The 16,303-nt window shown below is 75.1% G+C and carries 11 protein-coding genes and 1 pseudogene; 8 read left to right on the top strand and 4 right to left on the bottom strand.

The annotated features are described in order from the left end of the window. Window positions 1-8: 8 nt before the first annotated feature. Window positions 9-1,028, bottom strand: coding sequence for a helix-turn-helix transcriptional regulator (locus ACF9IK_RS31110; RefSeq protein ID WP_395297393.1), 1,020 nt, complete (start codon window positions 1,026-1,028; stop codon window positions 9-11). Between the two features lie 93 nt (window positions 1,029-1,121). Here ACF9IK_RS31110 and ACF9IK_RS31105 point away from each other — a divergent pair, with 93 nt between their 5' ends. Then, window positions 1,122-1,520 carry a VOC family protein gene (locus tag ACF9IK_RS31105; protein WP_395297392.1) on the top strand — a complete coding sequence of 133 codons (399 nt, stop codon included), beginning with the start codon at window positions 1,122-1,124 and terminating at the stop codon, window positions 1,518-1,520. A gap of 28 nt (window positions 1,521-1,548) precedes the next feature. Here ACF9IK_RS31105 and ACF9IK_RS31100 read toward each other — a convergent pair whose 3' ends face one another. The 3 genes from ACF9IK_RS31100 to ACF9IK_RS31090 form a co-directional block, all read right to left on the bottom strand. Next, window positions 1,549-2,058, bottom strand: coding sequence for a DinB family protein (locus ACF9IK_RS31100; RefSeq protein ID WP_395297391.1), 510 nt, complete (start codon window positions 2,056-2,058; stop codon window positions 1,549-1,551). Window positions 2,059-2,129: 71 nt separating this feature from the next. Next, entirely contained in the window at window positions 2,130-4,094 is a 1,965-nt protein-coding gene (locus tag ACF9IK_RS31095; protein WP_395297390.1) for a DEDDh family exonuclease, read from the bottom strand. 191 nt (window positions 4,095-4,285) lie between these two features. Beyond that, window positions 4,286-4,636, bottom strand: coding sequence for a hypothetical protein (locus tag ACF9IK_RS31090; RefSeq protein WP_395297389.1), 351 nt, complete (start codon window positions 4,634-4,636; stop codon window positions 4,286-4,288). A gap of 13 nt (window positions 4,637-4,649) precedes the next feature. Between ACF9IK_RS31090 and ACF9IK_RS31085 the strand changes: the two are divergent. The 7 genes and pseudogenes from ACF9IK_RS31085 to ACF9IK_RS31055 form a co-directional block, all read left to right on the top strand. Continuing rightward, a pseudogene (locus ACF9IK_RS31085) lies at window positions 4,650-5,222 on the top strand (VWA-like domain-containing protein); the annotation flags it as partial. Window positions 5,223-5,600: 378 nt separating this feature from the next. Then, window positions 5,601-6,953, top strand: coding sequence for a helix-turn-helix domain-containing protein (locus ACF9IK_RS31080; protein ID WP_395297388.1), 1,353 nt, complete (start codon window positions 5,601-5,603; stop codon window positions 6,951-6,953). A gap of 232 nt (window positions 6,954-7,185) precedes the next feature. Further along, window positions 7,186-7,632, top strand: a complete 447-nt coding sequence (locus ACF9IK_RS31075; protein ID WP_395298726.1) for a cobalamin B12-binding domain-containing protein — start codon at window positions 7,186-7,188, stop codon at window positions 7,630-7,632. Beyond that, window positions 7,629-8,933, top strand: coding sequence for a methylaspartate mutase (locus ACF9IK_RS31070; protein WP_395297387.1), 1,305 nt, complete (start codon window positions 7,629-7,631; stop codon window positions 8,931-8,933). The genes ACF9IK_RS31075 and ACF9IK_RS31070 overlap by 4 nt, the downstream gene beginning before the upstream one ends. Next, window positions 8,930-9,976 (top strand): asparagine synthetase A, encoded by a 1,047-nt coding sequence (locus ACF9IK_RS31065; RefSeq protein ID WP_395297386.1) that lies wholly within the window; start codon window positions 8,930-8,932, stop codon window positions 9,974-9,976. The genes ACF9IK_RS31070 and ACF9IK_RS31065 overlap by 4 nt, the downstream gene beginning before the upstream one ends. An 85-nt stretch (window positions 9,977-10,061) precedes the next feature. Next, on the top strand, window positions 10,062-11,348 hold the full coding sequence (locus tag ACF9IK_RS31060; RefSeq protein ID WP_395297385.1) for a glutamate synthase-related protein: 1,287 nt from the start codon (window positions 10,062-10,064) through the stop codon (window positions 11,346-11,348). Between the two features lie 213 nt (window positions 11,349-11,561). Beyond that, complete coding sequence (locus tag ACF9IK_RS31055) at window positions 11,562-16,298, top strand: amino acid adenylation domain-containing protein (protein WP_428846388.1); 4,737 nt, start codon at window positions 11,562-11,564, stop codon at window positions 16,296-16,298. The last annotated feature ends 5 nt before the right edge of the window (window positions 16,299-16,303 follow it).

Raw genomic sequence — 16,303 nt, 5'->3', positions numbered from 1 at the left:
CCTCGCTGTCAGGCACGGCGGGCGTGGGACGTGAGGCGATCGGCGAGCGCGACGACGAGACCTCGCAGTTCATCGGGGCGCTCGATGACGAACGGCCGGTCGAGCGAGGCGAGCACCCGGGGCAACCAGTCGAGCCGCTGCACCCGCAGCTCGACGCGCAGCCAGTGCTCGGCCGCCGGGTCCTGGCCGGCCCCGGGCTCGGCCCCGGCCCCGGGCTCGGGCTCGGGCTCGGGCTCCTCCAGGCTCGCGACGGCGGCGGGGAGGTGCGCGCGGATCTGCTCGACCGTCCCGTGGATCCGCAGGGTCACCTCGTGCCGGTACCGGGCCGTGGCGAATCCCGACAACACGCGCTCCGCCGGAGCGGGACCCACGGGCGTGTCGAACGAGCCGGGCAGGGCCCTCGCGGCTTCGACGCGATCGAGCCGGAAGGTCCGCTCCTCGCCGGCCTGGGCGTCCTGGCCCGTCACGTACCACCGGCCCGCATGGGCGACGATCCCGTACGGGTGCAGGGTGCGTTCGCTGCGCCGCCCGTCGCGGTCGGTGTAGCGGATCGAGACCGGTCGGCGATGGCGCACCGCATCGGCGACGGTGAGCAGGAGCCCGGCGTCCGGGTGGTCCAACTCGCCGGGCTGATCCGTGAAGGCGAGGACTTCCAGGAGGGTGTCGAGCCGGCGGGCGATGTGCTTGGGCAGCACCCGCCGGATCTTCGCCGACGCCGTCTCGTTGGCCGTGCGCTCCGTCGTCGTCAGCCCTGCCCGGCGGCCGGCGACCAGGCCGAGCAGCACGGCCAGCGCCTCGTCGTCGCTGAGCATGAGCGGAGGCAGACGGTACCCGGGGGCCAGCCGGTACCCACCGTAGCGGCCGCGCACCGACTCGACGGGCACGTCCAGGTCGATCAGCTGGTCCACGTACCGCCGCACGGTGCGCCCTTCGACGCCGAGACGGTCGGCGAGCTCGGCCACGGTCCGGGTGCCGCCCGACTGCAGCAGCTCCAGGAGTGTCAGCACGCGGCCGGTGGGTCGTGACATGTTCGCAGCCTAACGCGCATACAGGACCGATTCCGTCCTCTATTCCTCCTAGTCTGCGACGTGCACGCCTCCAGCACAGCCAAGGAGATTCCCATGGACTTCGTCTCGATCCGCATCATCACCGGCGACGTGGCACGCCTCGTCGAGTTCTACGAGCGGGCAACCGGGATCCAGGCGGTACGGGCCACCGAGGACTTCGCCGAACTCAAGACCGCGGGCGCAACCCTCGCGATCGCCGGTACCCGCACCGTCCCGCTGTTCGCGCCGGGCTCTGCCCGCCCGGCGGACAACCACAGCGTGATCACCGAGTTCCTCGTCGACGACGTGGACCTCGTTCACCGGAACCTGGCCGGCTTCGTCACCGACTTCGTCACCGAGCCCACCACGATGCCCTGGGGAAACCGGTCGCTGTTGCTCCGCGACCCGGACGGCAACCTCGTCAACTTCTTCACCCCCGTCACCCCGGAGGCCGTCGAGAAGTTCGCACGCTGACTTGAGGTCCTGTCCGACCGGACAGGACCTAAGCACCCACCTCGCCGTCGATCGATTCGCGGAGGAAGTCGGCGTGGCCGTTGTGGCGGGCGTACTCGTGGATGAGGTGCAGCATCACCAGGCGCAGCGAGACCTCCGACTCCCACCTCGGCATGTAGCCCGTGACGTCGAGCGACTCCGCCTCCCGTTCGATCCGGCGGGCGTGCTCGACCTCGGCCTCCCAGGCGGCGAACGCCTCCGCCCGATCGGCCTCGCGGGCGTCGTAGGCGGCCTGGAAGTCACCCTCGGGGGACCAGACGAGGGGGACGTCCTCCTTGTTGATCACCCGACGGAACCAGGTCCGCTCCACTTCGGCCATGTGCCGCACCAGGCCGAGCAGGGAGAGCGTGGACGGCGGGCTGGACTGCAGCCGGAGCTCCTCGTCGGTCAGCCCGTCGCACTTCACGGCCAGGGTGGCCCGGTGGTAGTCCAGGAAGCCGCGCAGCATCTCGCGCTCGCCGCCGGTGAGCGGCGGCGCGATCCGTTCGGTGGCCGTCATGGTGGTGCGTCTCCCCGTGCTCCGTGGCGGCGCCCCCGTGGCGCCGTCCGTCCCCGTACCACTACTGCCTCTCACTCCTCGATGTCCACCCCGTATCCGCGGGCCAGCGCGTCGAGGCCGTGGTCGAAGCCCTGGCCCACCGCACGGAAGCGCCAGGAGCCGCCACGGCGGTAGACCTCGCCGAGCAGCAGGGTCCGCTCGGTGGTGGCGGCGTCCAGCGTGGCCTGGACGATCGGGCGGGCCCCGTCGCCGGCGGCGAGCGTGATCTCCACCGCTCCGACGTCGCCGAAGGTGGCCGAGCCGTCGATCGCGGCGGCGACGACGATCTTCCGGACCGCGCCGCCGAGCGGGCCGAGGTCGACGGCCACCGCCTGCTCCTGCGGTCCGTCGAAGGCGAGCCGGACGGTGCCGTCAGGGCTCTCGGGGGCGCCGTAGAAGACGAAGTCCTCGTCGCAGGAGACCTGTTCGTCCTCGTCGAGGCTGAAGGCCACCACGTCGACCTCGCAGGTGATCTGCTGGCCCCAGGACGCGTGGACGCTCCAGCGTGCACCGTCGGTGGCGATCGGCAGGTCGATCACGCCGCCGCGCGGGAGCACCGGGGTCGCGGGGTCCGCGGGGCGCTCGTCGGCCGCCGCGGTGGGCGCCTGCTCCAGGGTGCGCAGCCACCCGTCGTCGTGCACGGGCAGGCCCAGCCACTCGATCCGCCTCATCCGCCGGTCGCCGGCGGCGCCGGTGAGCGTGAGCACGTCGGTGACGTTGGCCGAGAGGTTGACCGCCGCGGCACCGCCCAGCCCGACGACCGCCGTGCGGGCCGCCACCGCCTCGACGTGCCGGCCGCCCAGGACCAGGACGCGCCGCCCGGTGAGCGCCCGGCGCTCCCGCACGGCACCGCGCCGGGCCGCCGGGCGCACCGCCACCGGGGCGGAAGGCGCGTCGGGGGCGGTGGGTGCGTCGGGGACACCCGGTGCGTCAGGGCCTGCGGTCGCCGGGGCCGGCGGCACGGCCGGCGGCACGGCCTCCGCGACCGCGGTGAGCGCGACCTCGACGGCCGGCACGGGAACGGCCGCCAGGACCGGGGCGCCGACCGCCTCGTGTCGCTCGCCCGGTCGCACGTCGGCGAGCAGCGCGAGGAACGCCGCCTCGTCGAGCACCGGCACGCCCTCCGCGGCCGCCCTCCGGGCCTTCGCCGAGGGCTGGCCCGACCCGTCCGCGTTCGTCACCAGCACGCTGGTGTGCCGGCTCACCGAGCCCATCACGTTCAGCCCGGCGGCCACCGACCGCGCGACCAGTTCCTCCCGCGCCGTCGCCGTCTCGCCCGTGACGGCCACCTTCATGCCCTGCACCAGCGGCCCGCCCGGCGCCGGCCGGCCCGGGTTCCGGTACGCGCACGGCGTCTTGGGGATCCGCGGACGGAACTCCGAGGTGCGCCGGGGCGGGCAGGCGACCAGCGGCAGCGGCACTCCGAGGCGCCGCGCCTCGGCCAGCGAGCCGCGCAGCACCCCGGACAGCACCCGGGTGTCGTCCAGCGCGTCGTGCGCGCGCCGCTGCACGACGCCGTAGTGCGCGGCGAGCGTGCCGAGCCGCAGGTCCTCGGTGGGGGTGTCGATCCGCCGGTTCAGCGCCAGCGTGCAGAGCCGCTGTGAGACCGGCAGCCAGGAACGGGCGAGCGCGAACTCGTGGCTGAGGAAGTCGTAGTCGAACTGGGCGTTGTGCGCGACCATCACCCGGCCGTCCAGCAGCTCCGCGATCCGACCGGCCACCCGTTCGAACGCCGGGGCGCCGCGCAGCCGTTCGGCCGTCAGACCGTGGACGTGCACCGGCCCGGGGTCGACGCCCGGGTCGAGCAGGGTGGAGAACTCCCCGGTCTGCCGGCCGTCGGCGTCGACGGTGATCACCGCGATCGAGAGCACCCGGTGCTGACCGGCTCTCAGCCCCGAGGTCTCGACGTCCACCAGGGCCCAGGGGTGGGCGTACCCGGCGGACGCCTCCTCCGCCGTGTCGAAACCGTGCGTGCGCTGTGCGGGGGCCGAAGTCATGACGACAAGGATGCTCGCGTTCCGGTACCCGCCACAACCGGAGTGACCTGCCCGTTACCGCACAATCCGTCCGGTCCCGGCCGGAGCGGTTCGCCGGCGGAGCCACGCACCGCGCTGCCCGCGCTGCGGAGCGTCACCGGCCGCACGGCCCCGGGGCCGTGCCGTTCAGCCCGACGGCTCGGCCTCGCCGCTCAACCCCGCGGGGCGAGCGAAGCGAGGTGGTCGGCGGCTCCTTCGGGGTCCGGGAACCACTGCCCGAAGTCGGCCGCGGCGTCGAATCCGTTGGCGAACCGGTCGGCCGCGGAGGGGAGTTCGGCCGCGGCGACGAGGAGGCCGAGGAGGTGCTCCGGCGCCGGTTCGAGCATCGCACTGGTCCACTGCACCACGGGCCGGGCGCCCTCCCGGACGCGGTCGGCCACGGCCTGCTGGAAGTCCCGGTCGAACGGCCGGTCCCCGTGCGCCAGGATCGACTCCAGGTGGACCGCGGCGGCCTTGGCGGCGCCGTTCGCGCCCTGCCCGGTGATCGGATCGTTGGCGACCACCGCGTCCACGACACAGCCGTGGCGGGACCTGCTGGGAGCGGCGGTCCGCTCGGCCGCCTCGTCCGCCGGCGCGGGCGACGACTACACCTACGGCCGGCCGTCCCGGCGTTCGGCCGCCGTACCCGGCACGGTGCTGCCGAGCCTGCGGCGGCGGCCGCCGCGGGTCTCGGTGGTCATCGACACCTCGGGTTCGGTCGGCGACGCCGAACTGGGCAGCGCGCTGCTCGAAGTGGCCGCGATCTCACGCGCGGTGGGCGGCCGCCGCGACCTGGTCACCGTGCTGTCCTGCGACGCCGCCACCCGGGTCGTCCACCCGCTGTGCCGGGCCGAGGGCATCCCGCTGCTCGGCGGCGGGGGCACCGACCTGCGCAGCGGCTTCGCCCGTGCGCTGCGCGAGCGGCCCCGGCCGGACGTCGTCGTGGTGCTGACCGACGGCCAGACGCCGTGGCCGAGCGCCCAGCCGCCGTGCCGGACGGTGATCGGCCTCTTCCCCCGCCTGCGGAGCCGGCACTCGTGGCGCGAGGAGGACCCTGACTACGTCCCGGCCGGGCCGCCCGCCTGGGCCCGCGTGGTCGACATCGGCTGACCCGGTGCCGGGGTCGCCGCCTCCGGGTGCCCCGCACGCCCGGGACACCCGCGCCGCACACGGCCGGTCCGCCGTTTGCGCAGGTCGGCCGGGCCGGGCGGCGTGCGAGGTCGGTGACGGCGCGCCGGTCGAGCGGCAGTCGCGAAGCGGTCGGGCGACCGCGGTCGCCGGAGGAAGCTTCGTGGACGATGCGGAGAGTCCGTGAACCTGCGGTGATCGACCGTTGATCGTCCGTAGAGCAGGGCCGTGGACCATCGGCGGCGGGGGGAACACGGTTCGACGGCCACAGCCGGTCCGCGCCGCCCCCGGCGTGCCGGCGGCCGCACGGACCCGATCCGGTCCCCGGTAGTTGGCCAACCCACGGAAGGCGGACGAGACATGGACAGCGGTCAGTCGCTGCAGACGGCGGTGGGCTTCGGAGAGCTGCTCAGGATCAGGCGCGAACGGGTCGGCCTGACCCAGCAGGTGCTCGCCGACCACGCGACCCTGAGCGTGCGGGCGATCCGGGACATGGAGAGCGGCCGGGTGCAGCGCCCCCGGCAGGAGACGGTCAGGCTGCTCGCCGACGCGCTCCGACTGGAGGGCCGCAACCGCTCGGCGTTCGAGGCGGCCGCGCGCCGGCAGGCGCTCGCCGACGAACCGCGCGACGAGCCCACCGCGCCGCCGGTGGCCCGCGGCGCGATCGTCGGCCGGGAGCTGGAGTCCGAGGTGCTGGCCGACGCGCTGGCCGTCCACGGCGACCGGCTGGTCACGGTGACCGGCCTCGGCGGGGTCGGCAAGACCCGGCTGGTGCTGGAGGTGGCCCGGCGGCTGCACCTGGCCGCGCGCTGGTCGGTGCGCTGGATCGACTGCGCCGGCTCGGTGGCCGTCGGCACCCAGTACCACCCCGAGCCGGTCCGCTCCGGTCCGACCCTCATCGACCTCGGCCGCGCCGACGGCGGCCGGAGCGACCTCGGCCGGAGCGACCTCGGCCGAGCCCGCGACGGCCGCGCCGACCTCGCCCGCGCCATCGGCGACCGGCCCACCCTGCTGGTGCTCGACGGCGCCGACGGCCGGGTGGACACCGCCCTGCTGGACGAACTGTTCCAGCGCTGTCCCGGCCTGCGGGTGCTGATCACCGCGCGGGTCGCACAACCGCTGCCCGGCGGCCAGGTGATCCCGCTGGCCCCGCTGCCCACCCCCGGGCCCGAACTCGACCACGACCCGGCCGCGCTGGCCGAGGTGGGCGCCGTCCGGCTGCTCCTGTCGCACCTGCGCCGGCTGCGCCCGGGCTACCGGCTGGAGCGCGACGAGGCGCCGGCCGTGGCCGCGCTCTGCCGCCAACTGGACGGCCTTCCGGGGGCCCTGGAGCTCGCGGCCGGCTGGTCCACGGTGCTGTCGCCGGGGCAGCTGGTGGCCCGGCTGGCGGACGGACCGTTCCACCTGACGCCGCCGGCCGGGTTCGGCGGGCGCGGGGACGTCGGCGCGGCGCTGGGCGCGGCGCTGGAGCGGCTGACGCTGAGCCAGCGCTACCTGCTGGAGCGGCTCGCCGCCGAGCCCGGCGACTGGTCGGGCGAGGATGCCGTGGCGCTGAGCGGCCGCCCGCCGCAGGAGTGCCTGCTCGCGCTGCACGAGCTGCTGGCAAGCGGGCTGATCCGCAGCGTCCCGGCCCGCGACGGGGTCCGGTTCTCCGTACTCAACCTGTGCCGCCGGCTCTGCGACGCCCAGCCGGTGCTGGCCGCGGCCGGCTGACCGCCGCCGTCCCGCCGACGCCCGGCCCGTCCTGGCCCGCACCGATACTGCCCGTCACTTGCCGGGCAAGCTGCCGGTCCGGCGAGCGGATCCTCCCTAGCGTTCTGTCCACGGCCGGGCGAGCCGGAGTCCCGAGACCCACTGCCCCGGACACCCACCACCACCGGCCGGGACTCCCCACCACCAACCGACACAGAGGGTTTGCGCCGTGGAGCAGCATGCCGTGGAGCAGCTGGAGCAGCATGGAAAGGCCGAGCCGGCCGGACTGGAGGTCGTGGTCACGACCATGGCCTCGGACTCGCACACCTGGAACCTGGTCTTCCTCCAGCTGCTGCTGGAGGAGCTCGGCCACCGGGTCACCAACCTGGGCGCCTGCGTGCCCGACGAACTCCTGGTCGCCGAGTGCCGCCGGATCGAGCCCGACCTGATCGTGCTGAGCAGCGTCAACGGGCACGGCCAGCAGGAGGGCCTGCGGGTGATCACCGCCCTGCGCACCTGCCCGGAGCTGCGCCGCACGCCGACCGTGATCGGCGGCAAGCTGGGCATCGCCGGCTCCGACGACCCGACCCGGCAGGAGGTGCTGCTGGCCGCCGGCTTCGACGGCGTCTTCGAGGACGCCGGCGCCGTGGCGGAGTTCCGCGCCTTCGTCACGTCGCTCTCCGCCGGGGTGCTGCTGTGACCGGCTTCGGCGCTTTCGTCGCCCAGGCCAGAGCCGCCGGCGCCCTGGTCGTCCAGCCCCGGATGGGCATGGCCGACCCGCTGCGCCAGCGCGACGGCCTGATCGCCACCCGGGACGCGACCGCCGTCACGGTGGGCACGATCACCCTGGACAGCTACACCCGGACCGGCGATCTGGCCGCCGCCCGGCGCGCGCTGGCCGACGGCGCCGGACTGAACGGCTACCCGATCGCCACCCACCCGGCCGACGTCACCCGCGCGGTGCTGCGCGGGGTCGCCGACGCGGGCTTCCCGGTGCAGGTCCGGCACGGCTCGGCGTCGCCGGAGCACATCGTCCGGGCGCTACTGGCGGTCGGCCTGGACGCCACCGAGGGCGGCCCGGTCTCGTACTGCCTGCCCTACAGCCGTACGCCGCTGCGCGAGGCGGTGGCCGCTTGGCAACGCAGCTGCGAAGTGCTGGCTTCGATCCAGGAGTTCGGCGCCGAACCGCACCTGGAGACGTTCGGCGGCTGCCTGATGGGGCAGCTCTGCCCGCCCAGCCTGCTGATCGCGGTCAGTGTCCTGGAGGCGCTGTTCTTCCGGCAGCACGGGCTGCGCAGCGTCTCGCTCAGCTACGCCCAGCAGCCGGACCTGCGGCAGGACGAGGAGGCGCTCACCGTCCTCGGCCGGCTGGCCGACGAGCTACTGCCGGACGTCGACCGGCACCTCGTCCTCTACGCCTACATGGGTGTCTACCCGCGGACTCCCGGCGGCGCCCGGCTGCTGCTGACCGAGGCGGCCCGGCTGGCGGTGCGGACCGGGGTGGCCCGGCTGATCGTCAAGACCACCGCCGAGGCGCACCGGATCCCGACCGTGGGCGAGAACGTCCGGGCGCTGGAGACGGCCGCCGCGGCGGCGGCCGACGAGCGCGACCGGCCACCGCTCAGCGCGGCGCCCGACACCGGCATCGAGGCGGAGGCACGAGCGCTGATCGGCGCGGTGCTGGAGCTGGACTCCGACGTGGGCCGGGCGCTGGTCCGGGCCTTCGCCGCCGGCTACCTGGACGTCCCGTACTGCCTGCACCCCGACAACGCCGGCCGGGCGCGCAGCTCGCTCGGGCCGGACGGCCGGCTGCACTGGTCGAGCGTCGGCTCGATGCCGATCGCCGGCCTGTCGGGGGGAGCGCGCCCGCCGATCCTCGGCTCGGCCGAGCTGCTCACCGCGCTGTCGCACGTCCAGCGGACGTACGACGCCCGCGCCGCCGCCCCCGTACCGCCCCGAACCCCCGCCCCGCGACGAGAGATGGGACTCAACGCATCATGACCGACGACGGGCTCACCGCACCGGCCGCCACCACCCCGGCCGCCGCCGAAGCCGCCGACACCGCCACCACCGCACCGGTGGACCCGGGGCGGCACCTGACCGCGCCGACCACCCGCAGCGCCCTCCGGATACAACACCAACTCCTTACCGCTGCGAGGGAGTTCCTACGCGGGCGGGGGTTCACCGAGCTGCTGCCGCCGATCATCGGCCCGGTCACCGACCCGGGTGCGCGCGGCTCCAAGCAGGTCGACGTCGACTTCTACGGCCACCGCTACAAGCTGATGACCAGCGCGATCCTCTACAAGCAGGCCTCGTTGCTGGCCTTCGACAAGATCTTCTGCATCGCGCCCAACGTCCGGCTGGAGCCGCTGGAGACCGCCGGGACCAGCCGCCACCTGGCCGAGTTCCACCAGCTCGACGTGGAGGTGGCCGGCGCGACCCGGGACGACGCCGTCCAGCTGGTCGAGGACCTGGTGGTGCACATGGTCGACAGCGCGGTCCGCGAGCTGCCCAAGGACTTCGCCGAACTCGGCAGGGACGTCGCCGCGTTCACCGAGCTGCTGAAGGGCTCGTTCGGCCGGATGCGGCACGCGGAGGCCGTCGCCGAGCTGCAGGGGCTCGGCCACCCGCAGAGCCCGGACGCCGAACTCGACTGGGCCGGTGAGGCGTTGCTCTCGGCCCAGCGGGACCGGCCGTTCTTCGTCACCGACTACCCGAAGGGCTCGCGCGGCTTCTACGACCGGGAGAACCCGGAGGACCCGGGCCTGCTGCGGAACTTCGACCTGATCGCGGCCGAGGGCTACGGCGAGCTGTGCAGCGGCAGTCAGCGCACCAACGACTACGCGGAGATCGTCACCCGGATGCGGGAGACCGGCGAGAACCCGCAGAAGTACCGCTGGTACCTGGACCTGGTCCGCGAGGGCGTGCCCGGCAGCGCCGGCTTCGGCATCGGGGTCGAGCGGCTGACCCGCTACGTCGCCGGGCTGGACGCGGTCTGGCAGGCCAGCGCGTTCCCGAAGCTGGCCGGGGTGGTGTCGCCGTGACCGGGCGGGACGAACGGGCCGTGTTCGGTGCAGCCGTCCGCCGGACCGCCCCCGGCGCGGGCACCTGCCGAAGCGGGGTGGCCGCATGAGCGACCTGTCCGCGCCGGGGTTCCCGGAGGAGGAGGTCCGTCGGCGGGCCCGGGCCGGCGTGGCCGCGGCCTTCCCGCCGCCGGGCGAGTACGGCCGGGTGCTGTTCGGCGCCGAACGCCCGGACGGCCCGGCCGACTTCCGGGACCCGCTGGACGCGCTGCGCCTGGTGCCGCCGGTCTTCATGCCGCAGCGGCTGGCCCGGTTGATCGACCTGGGCCGTGAGCCGGACTACCGGGACGTCGAACTCACCACCGGTATCGGCGGGTTCACTTCCGCCCTGCCGGTGTACGTGTCCGCGCTCGGCTCCACCCGGGCTGCCGGCGGCGACCTGGGGCAGGCGCTCTCCCGGCAGGCCGGGGCACTCGGCGTCCCGATGGTGATCGGCGAGAACGTCGTCCCGGTGAACGGCTACGGCCGGCTCGGCGAGGCCGCCGACCGGGCCCTGCTCGGCCGGCTGCGGGCCTACGCCGCGGAGCTGCCGGACGGACTCGGCGGGGTCGCCGTCCAGCAGTCCACCGAGGACGCGGACGCCGAGGTCTGGAACCTCGTGTACAGCGACCCGGCCGCCCTGCCGCTGCTCGAATCCGGGCGCCTGGCCTTCGAGCTGAAGGTCGGCCAGGGCGCCAAGCCCGGACTCGGCGGGATGACCGTGCTGGACGCCGAGGCGGCGGACCGGCTCGGCGACCGGTACGGGCTGGACCCGGTGTTCGGCGACGGCCGGGTGCTCCGCTCCAGCACGCCCGGCACCTTCACCGCGGAGATCCTGCGCCAGCAGGTCCGGCTGATGCGCAACAACTTCCCGCGGGCCCGGGTCTGGGTGAAGCTGCACCCCGGCCGGGACGTCGCCGAGGCCGCCCGGGTGGCGGCCGAGGCCGGGGCGGACGCCGTCACGGTGGACGGCGCGGAGGGTGGCACCGGCTGGGCGCCGGACGCCTTCCCCGCGCAGGTCGGCCTGCCGTTGGCGGAGTGCCTGCGCCGGCTGGCGGTCGCCGGGCCGCCGCCCTGCCTGCTGGCTTCGGGGCGGATCTGGGAGGGCGCCCGGGCGGTCAAGGCCCTGGCGCTCGGGGCCCGCGCGGTGGGCCTGGGCCGGGCGGCCGTGCTGGCCTCCGCCGAGGATCCGCAGGCCGGGCTGATCCGGTTCGCGCAGTGCCTCGCCCTGGAGCTGCGGCTCCTGATCAGCGCGCTCGGGAAGTACACGCCGGCCGCGCTGGACCTTTCCGACGTGTGGTCCGCGGACGGCCGGCTGGCCGTTCCGGAGGCCGCGCCGGCGGAATTGCCGTAGTCCTCCCCCCACCGTTCCACCGCTTTCCCACTCCAGCCCGCCGGGGCGCCGCCAGGCCTCCCGGCGGGCTGTCGCGCTTCAGTCAAGTCACTTGACCCAAGCGGCAGTTGAAACTGCCGATGGTCTTCCGGAAGTTCTGCCGATCGGGCCGGAGAGGCCGCCCTATCGTCGAAACCACTGCCACCAGCGTCGCTCATTCATCGGGGTTAAATGATGGAATCACGCGGTTTCCCCTTCATATCCGTCGCGCGCCGGTTCCCGGAGCGGCCGGCCGTCCGGCTGGGCGGGCGGACGGTCCGCTACCGGGAGCTGGACGAGCTGAGCGGCGCGCTCGCCGCCCGGCTCACCCCCGGGCGCACCGTGGCCGTCGCCGGCCGCGACCGGCTCGACCACGTGGTCGGCCTGCTCGCCGCCCTGCGGGCCGGCGCCACCTACCTGCCGCTGGACCGGGAGGCCCCCGAGGAGCGCAACCGCTGGATCCGCGAGGACGCCGGCGCCACCCTCGACTACGTCGACGGCGACCTCGTCGACCACGGCGCGCCCGACGGCACCGCGCCCGCCGGCACCGAAGCCGCCGCCGCTCCCGCCGACGCCCTGCCGGCCTCCGCCGGCTACCTCGTCTACACCTCCGGCACCACCGGCCGCCCCAAGGGCGTGCACGTCCCGCTGACCGCGCTGACCGGCCACCTGGCCGCCGCCGCCGAGGGCTTCGCCCTCACCCCCGAGGACGTGGTGCTGCACTTCGCCCGCCCGACCGTGGACGTGGCCGTCGAGCAGGTGCTCACCGCCCTCTCGGCCGGCGCCTGCCTGGTGATCCCGGAGCAGCAGCTGGTCGCGCCCACCGCCTTGCTCGACCTGTTGGACGCCGAGGGCGTCACCGTGGCCAACGTGGCCGCCGGGTACTTCCAGGAGGTGGTGGCGGCCGTCCGCGAGCGCGGCCGCGCCCCGCGCACCCTGCGCCTGATGATCTCCGGCAGCGACCGGCTCCACCCGGACGCCGCAGCCGGCTGGTGGGCCGCCACCGGGGTCCCGCTGCTCAACGCCTACGGGCCGACCGAGACGGTGGTCACCGCCACCGTCCACCGGGCCGAGCGGACCGCCGCGGACGCGGACGCGGTGCCGATCGGCAGCCCCCTCGGCGACCGCCGGGCCTACGTGCTGGACGACCGGCTGCGTCCGGTGGCGCCCGGCGAGCCCGGCGAGCTCTACCTGGGCGGGCCGCTGCTGGCCCTCGGCTACCACGGCCGGTCCGGCCTGACGGCGGGCCGGTTCGTGGCCGACCCCTTCGCGGCCGAGCCGGGCGCCCGGATGTACCGCACCGGTGACGTGGTCCGGGCGGGCGCCGGGGGCGGGGCACTGGAGTTCGTCGGCCGCACCGACCACCAGGTGAAGATCCGCGGCTTCCGGGTCGAGCCCGGCGAGATCGAGCAGGTGCTGGCCGGCCACCCGGATGTCGCCGGCGCGGTCGTCGTCGCGCACGAGGGCCGGCTGGCCGCCTACGTCACCGGCCCCGCGCCCGACTACGCCGAGCTGCGCGCCTTCCTGGCCGAGCGGCTGCCCGAGCACATGGTGCCGGCGACCGTCACCCCGCTGGCCGCCTTCCCGCTGACCGCCGGCGGCAAGGTAGACCGGACCGCGCTGCCCGAGCCGCAGGCCGCTCCCGCCGCCGCGCCGAGCGGCCGGCGCCCGCCGCGCACCCCGGCCGAGCAGCTGATCGCCGCCGTCTGGGCGGACGTGCTCGGCGTGCCCGAGGTCGGCGCCGACGACAACTTCTTCCACCTCGGCGGGGACTCGCTCACCGCCGTCCGGGTGGTCGGCCGGGTCTTCGACGTGTTCGGCATGATCTCCCCGTACACCATCTTCGACGCGCCCACGCTGGCCGAGTTCGCGGCCGCCGTCACCGCCTCCGCAGGCGGCGAGCGCCCGGAGCTGACCCGCACCGGCGCCACCGAGGCCCCGCCTGCCACCTTCCAGCGCGGGCTCTGGTTCCTCGACCAGTGGAACCCGGGCGCGCCGACGTACATCGTTCCGTGGGTGTTCCGCTTCGCCGGCGAGGTCGACCCGGAGCTGCTGCGGCGGGCGCTGGCCGGGGTGGTGGATCGGCACGGGAGCCTGCGCACCACCTTCGCGTTCGGCGAGGACGGCCCCCGGCAGGTGGTCCATCCGTCCGTCGAGCTGCCGTTCACGGTGGTGGAGACCGCTCCCGAGCAGGTCGACGGGCTGCTCGCGGAGGCCGCACTGGTCCCGTTCGACCTGGAGACCGGCCCGCTGCTGCGCGCGCACCTGTACCGGACCGGCGGGACGTCCACGCTGCTGCTGCTCTGCCACCACATCGTCTGGGACGAGGGCTCGCTGCCCGTCCTGGAGGCCGAGCTGGCCGAGCTGTACGAGGCGATGGCCGCGGGTCGGGCCCCCGCGCTGCCCGAACTGCCGGTGCAGTACGCCGACTACAGCGCCTGGCAGTACCGGGAGGACAACGCGGCCGCGGCCGCACGCCACCTCGACCACTGGCGCGAGCACCTGCGCGACGCGCCGACCGAGCCCGCCCTGCCCACCGACCGCCCCCGGCCCGAGGTGCAGGCCTTCCGCGGCGCGTTCCACCGCTTCGCCATGCCGCGCCCGGTCGCCGAGGCCGTCCGGGCGCTGGCCCGCAGCGAGGACGCCACGCCGTTCATGGTCCTGCTGGCCGGGCTGGCGCTCACCCTGCACCGGCGCACCGGGCAGCGCGACCTGGTGCTCGGCTCCCCGGTGAGTGTCCGCGGTCGGGCCGAACTCGACGCGCTGATCGGCTACTTCGTCAACCTGCTGCCGCTTCGGGTGCGCCTCGACGAGGGCGCGGACTTCCGCGAGCTCGTCCGGCACGTGCGCGAGGTGGCGATCGACGGCTACCGCCACCAGGAGGCGCCGTTCGACGACATCGCCACCGCGGTGCTGGAGGAGCGCCCGGACGACCGCGCGGAGAACCGCAACCCGCTCTGCCAGGTGCTGCTGGAGCTGCACCCACTGGACACCCGTCCGCTGACCGTCGGCGGCACCGAGGTCACCCGCGAGCTCCACTCCAACCCGGTCTCCCGCTTCGACCTGTCGATCTCCGTCGACGACCGCGGCACCGACTTCACCGGCCGCTTCGAGTACGACTCCGACCTGTTCGAGGCCGTCACCATGGCCGGCCTCTGCGAGGACTGGCTGGGCACCCTGGCCGCCGCGGTCGAGGTGCCGGTGCACGCCCTGGTCGAGGACCGGGCCCACCGGGAGCCGGCCGCGCCTGCCCTGTTGTCCGGTGAACAGAGCGTCACCTACGGCGAGTTGAACACCGCGGCGAACCGTCTCGCGCACCACCTGACCGACCGGGGCATCGGCCGGGGCGACACCGTGGCCGTCCTGGTCGAGCGCGGGCCGGACCTGGTCACCGCGTTGCTCGCCGCGCTCAAGGCCGGCGCCGCCTACACCCTGCTCGACCCCGACTTCCCGGCGGAGCGGCTGGCCGGCGCGGTCGCCGACAGCGGCGCCGCCCTGCTGGTCACGCACCGCCGCACCGGCCCGCCGTTCCCGGTCGCGGACCACCTGGACCTCCACGCGGAGGCCGCCGGCGTCGCCGCCCGGCCTGCGCACGACCCGGGGCTGCCGGTCACCGGCGCCGACCTCGCCTGCGTGATGTTCACCTCCGGCTCCACCGGCCGTCCCAAGGGCGTCGCCGTCCCGCACCGCGCCCTGACCACCACCTACCTCGGCCAGGACTACGCCCGGTTCGGCCCCGACGAGGTCTGGCTGCAGTGCTCCCCGGTCTCCTGGGACGCCTTCGCGTTGGAGCTCTACGGCGCGCTGGCCTTCGGCGGCTCCTGCGTCCTGCAGCCCGGCCAGCGGCCCGACCCGCAGGCCGTCGCGGAGCTCACCCGCCGCCACGGCGTCACCCAGCTCCAGCTCTCCGCCAGCCTGTTCAACTTCCTGCTGGAGGAGTTCCCGGACACCTACGACGACCTCAAGGTGGCGTTCACCGCAGGCGAGCGGGCCTCCGTCACCCACGTCGGCAAGGCGTTGGAGCAGTACCCGCAGCTGGTCGTCGCCAACGGCTACGGACCGGTCGAGAGCCTCGGACTCACCACCTGCCACCGCGCCACCCCCGAGGACGCCGCCGGCGCCTCCATCCCGATCGGCCACCCGCTGCACGGCAAGGCGGTCCACGTCCTGGACGAGCAGCTGCGTCCGGTCCCGGACGGCACCACCGGCGAGCTGTACGCGGCCGGCGGCGGGCTGGCGTACGGCTACGTCGGCCGGCCCGGGCTGACCTCCGAGCGCTTCGTCGCCTCGCCGTTCGGCGCTCCGGGCGAGCGCCTCTACCGCACCGGCGACCTCGGGCACCGCGGCGCCGGGGGCGTGCTGGAGATCACCGGCCGGATCGACGACCAGGTCAAGATCCGCGGCTTCCGGATCGAGCCCGGCGAGATCGAGGACGCGCTCACCCGCCACCCGGCCGTCCGGGAGGCCGCCGTCACCGTCCACGAACCCGCCCCGGGCGACCGGCGGCTGGCCGCCTACGTCACCACCGGGCCGGACGCGCCCGGACCGGACGCCCTGCTCGACCACCTGGCGGCGCTGCTGCCCGAGCACATGGTGCCCGCCACCCTCGACGTGCTGGACGCCCTGCCGCTCAACCCCAACGGCAAGGTCGACCGGCGCGCCCTGCCCGCACCGGCCGAGCGCCGGGCCACCACGCCGGCCGACCGGCTCACCCCGGACCAGCGGCTGGTCGCCGACGCCGTCCGCGCCGTGCTGGAGCTGACCGAGGACCTCGGCCCGGACGCCAACTTCTTCCGGGTCGGCGGAAATTCGCTGGCCGCCGTCCGGGTCGCCATGCGGCTCTCCCAGCAGACCGGCACCCGCGTCCCGCCGCACGTGGTGTTCCGCGGCAAGACCGTCGGCGCCATCGCGGAACGGCTGGGCGCACGATGACGGAC

The sequence above is a fragment of the Kitasatospora hibisci genome (assembly GCF_043950205.1).
Lineage (GTDB): Bacteria > Actinomycetota > Actinomycetes > Streptomycetales > Streptomycetaceae > Kitasatospora > Kitasatospora hibisci.
Note: the sequence above shows the minus strand (reverse complement) of the source record. Positions and strands in the feature narration are given on the sequence as shown.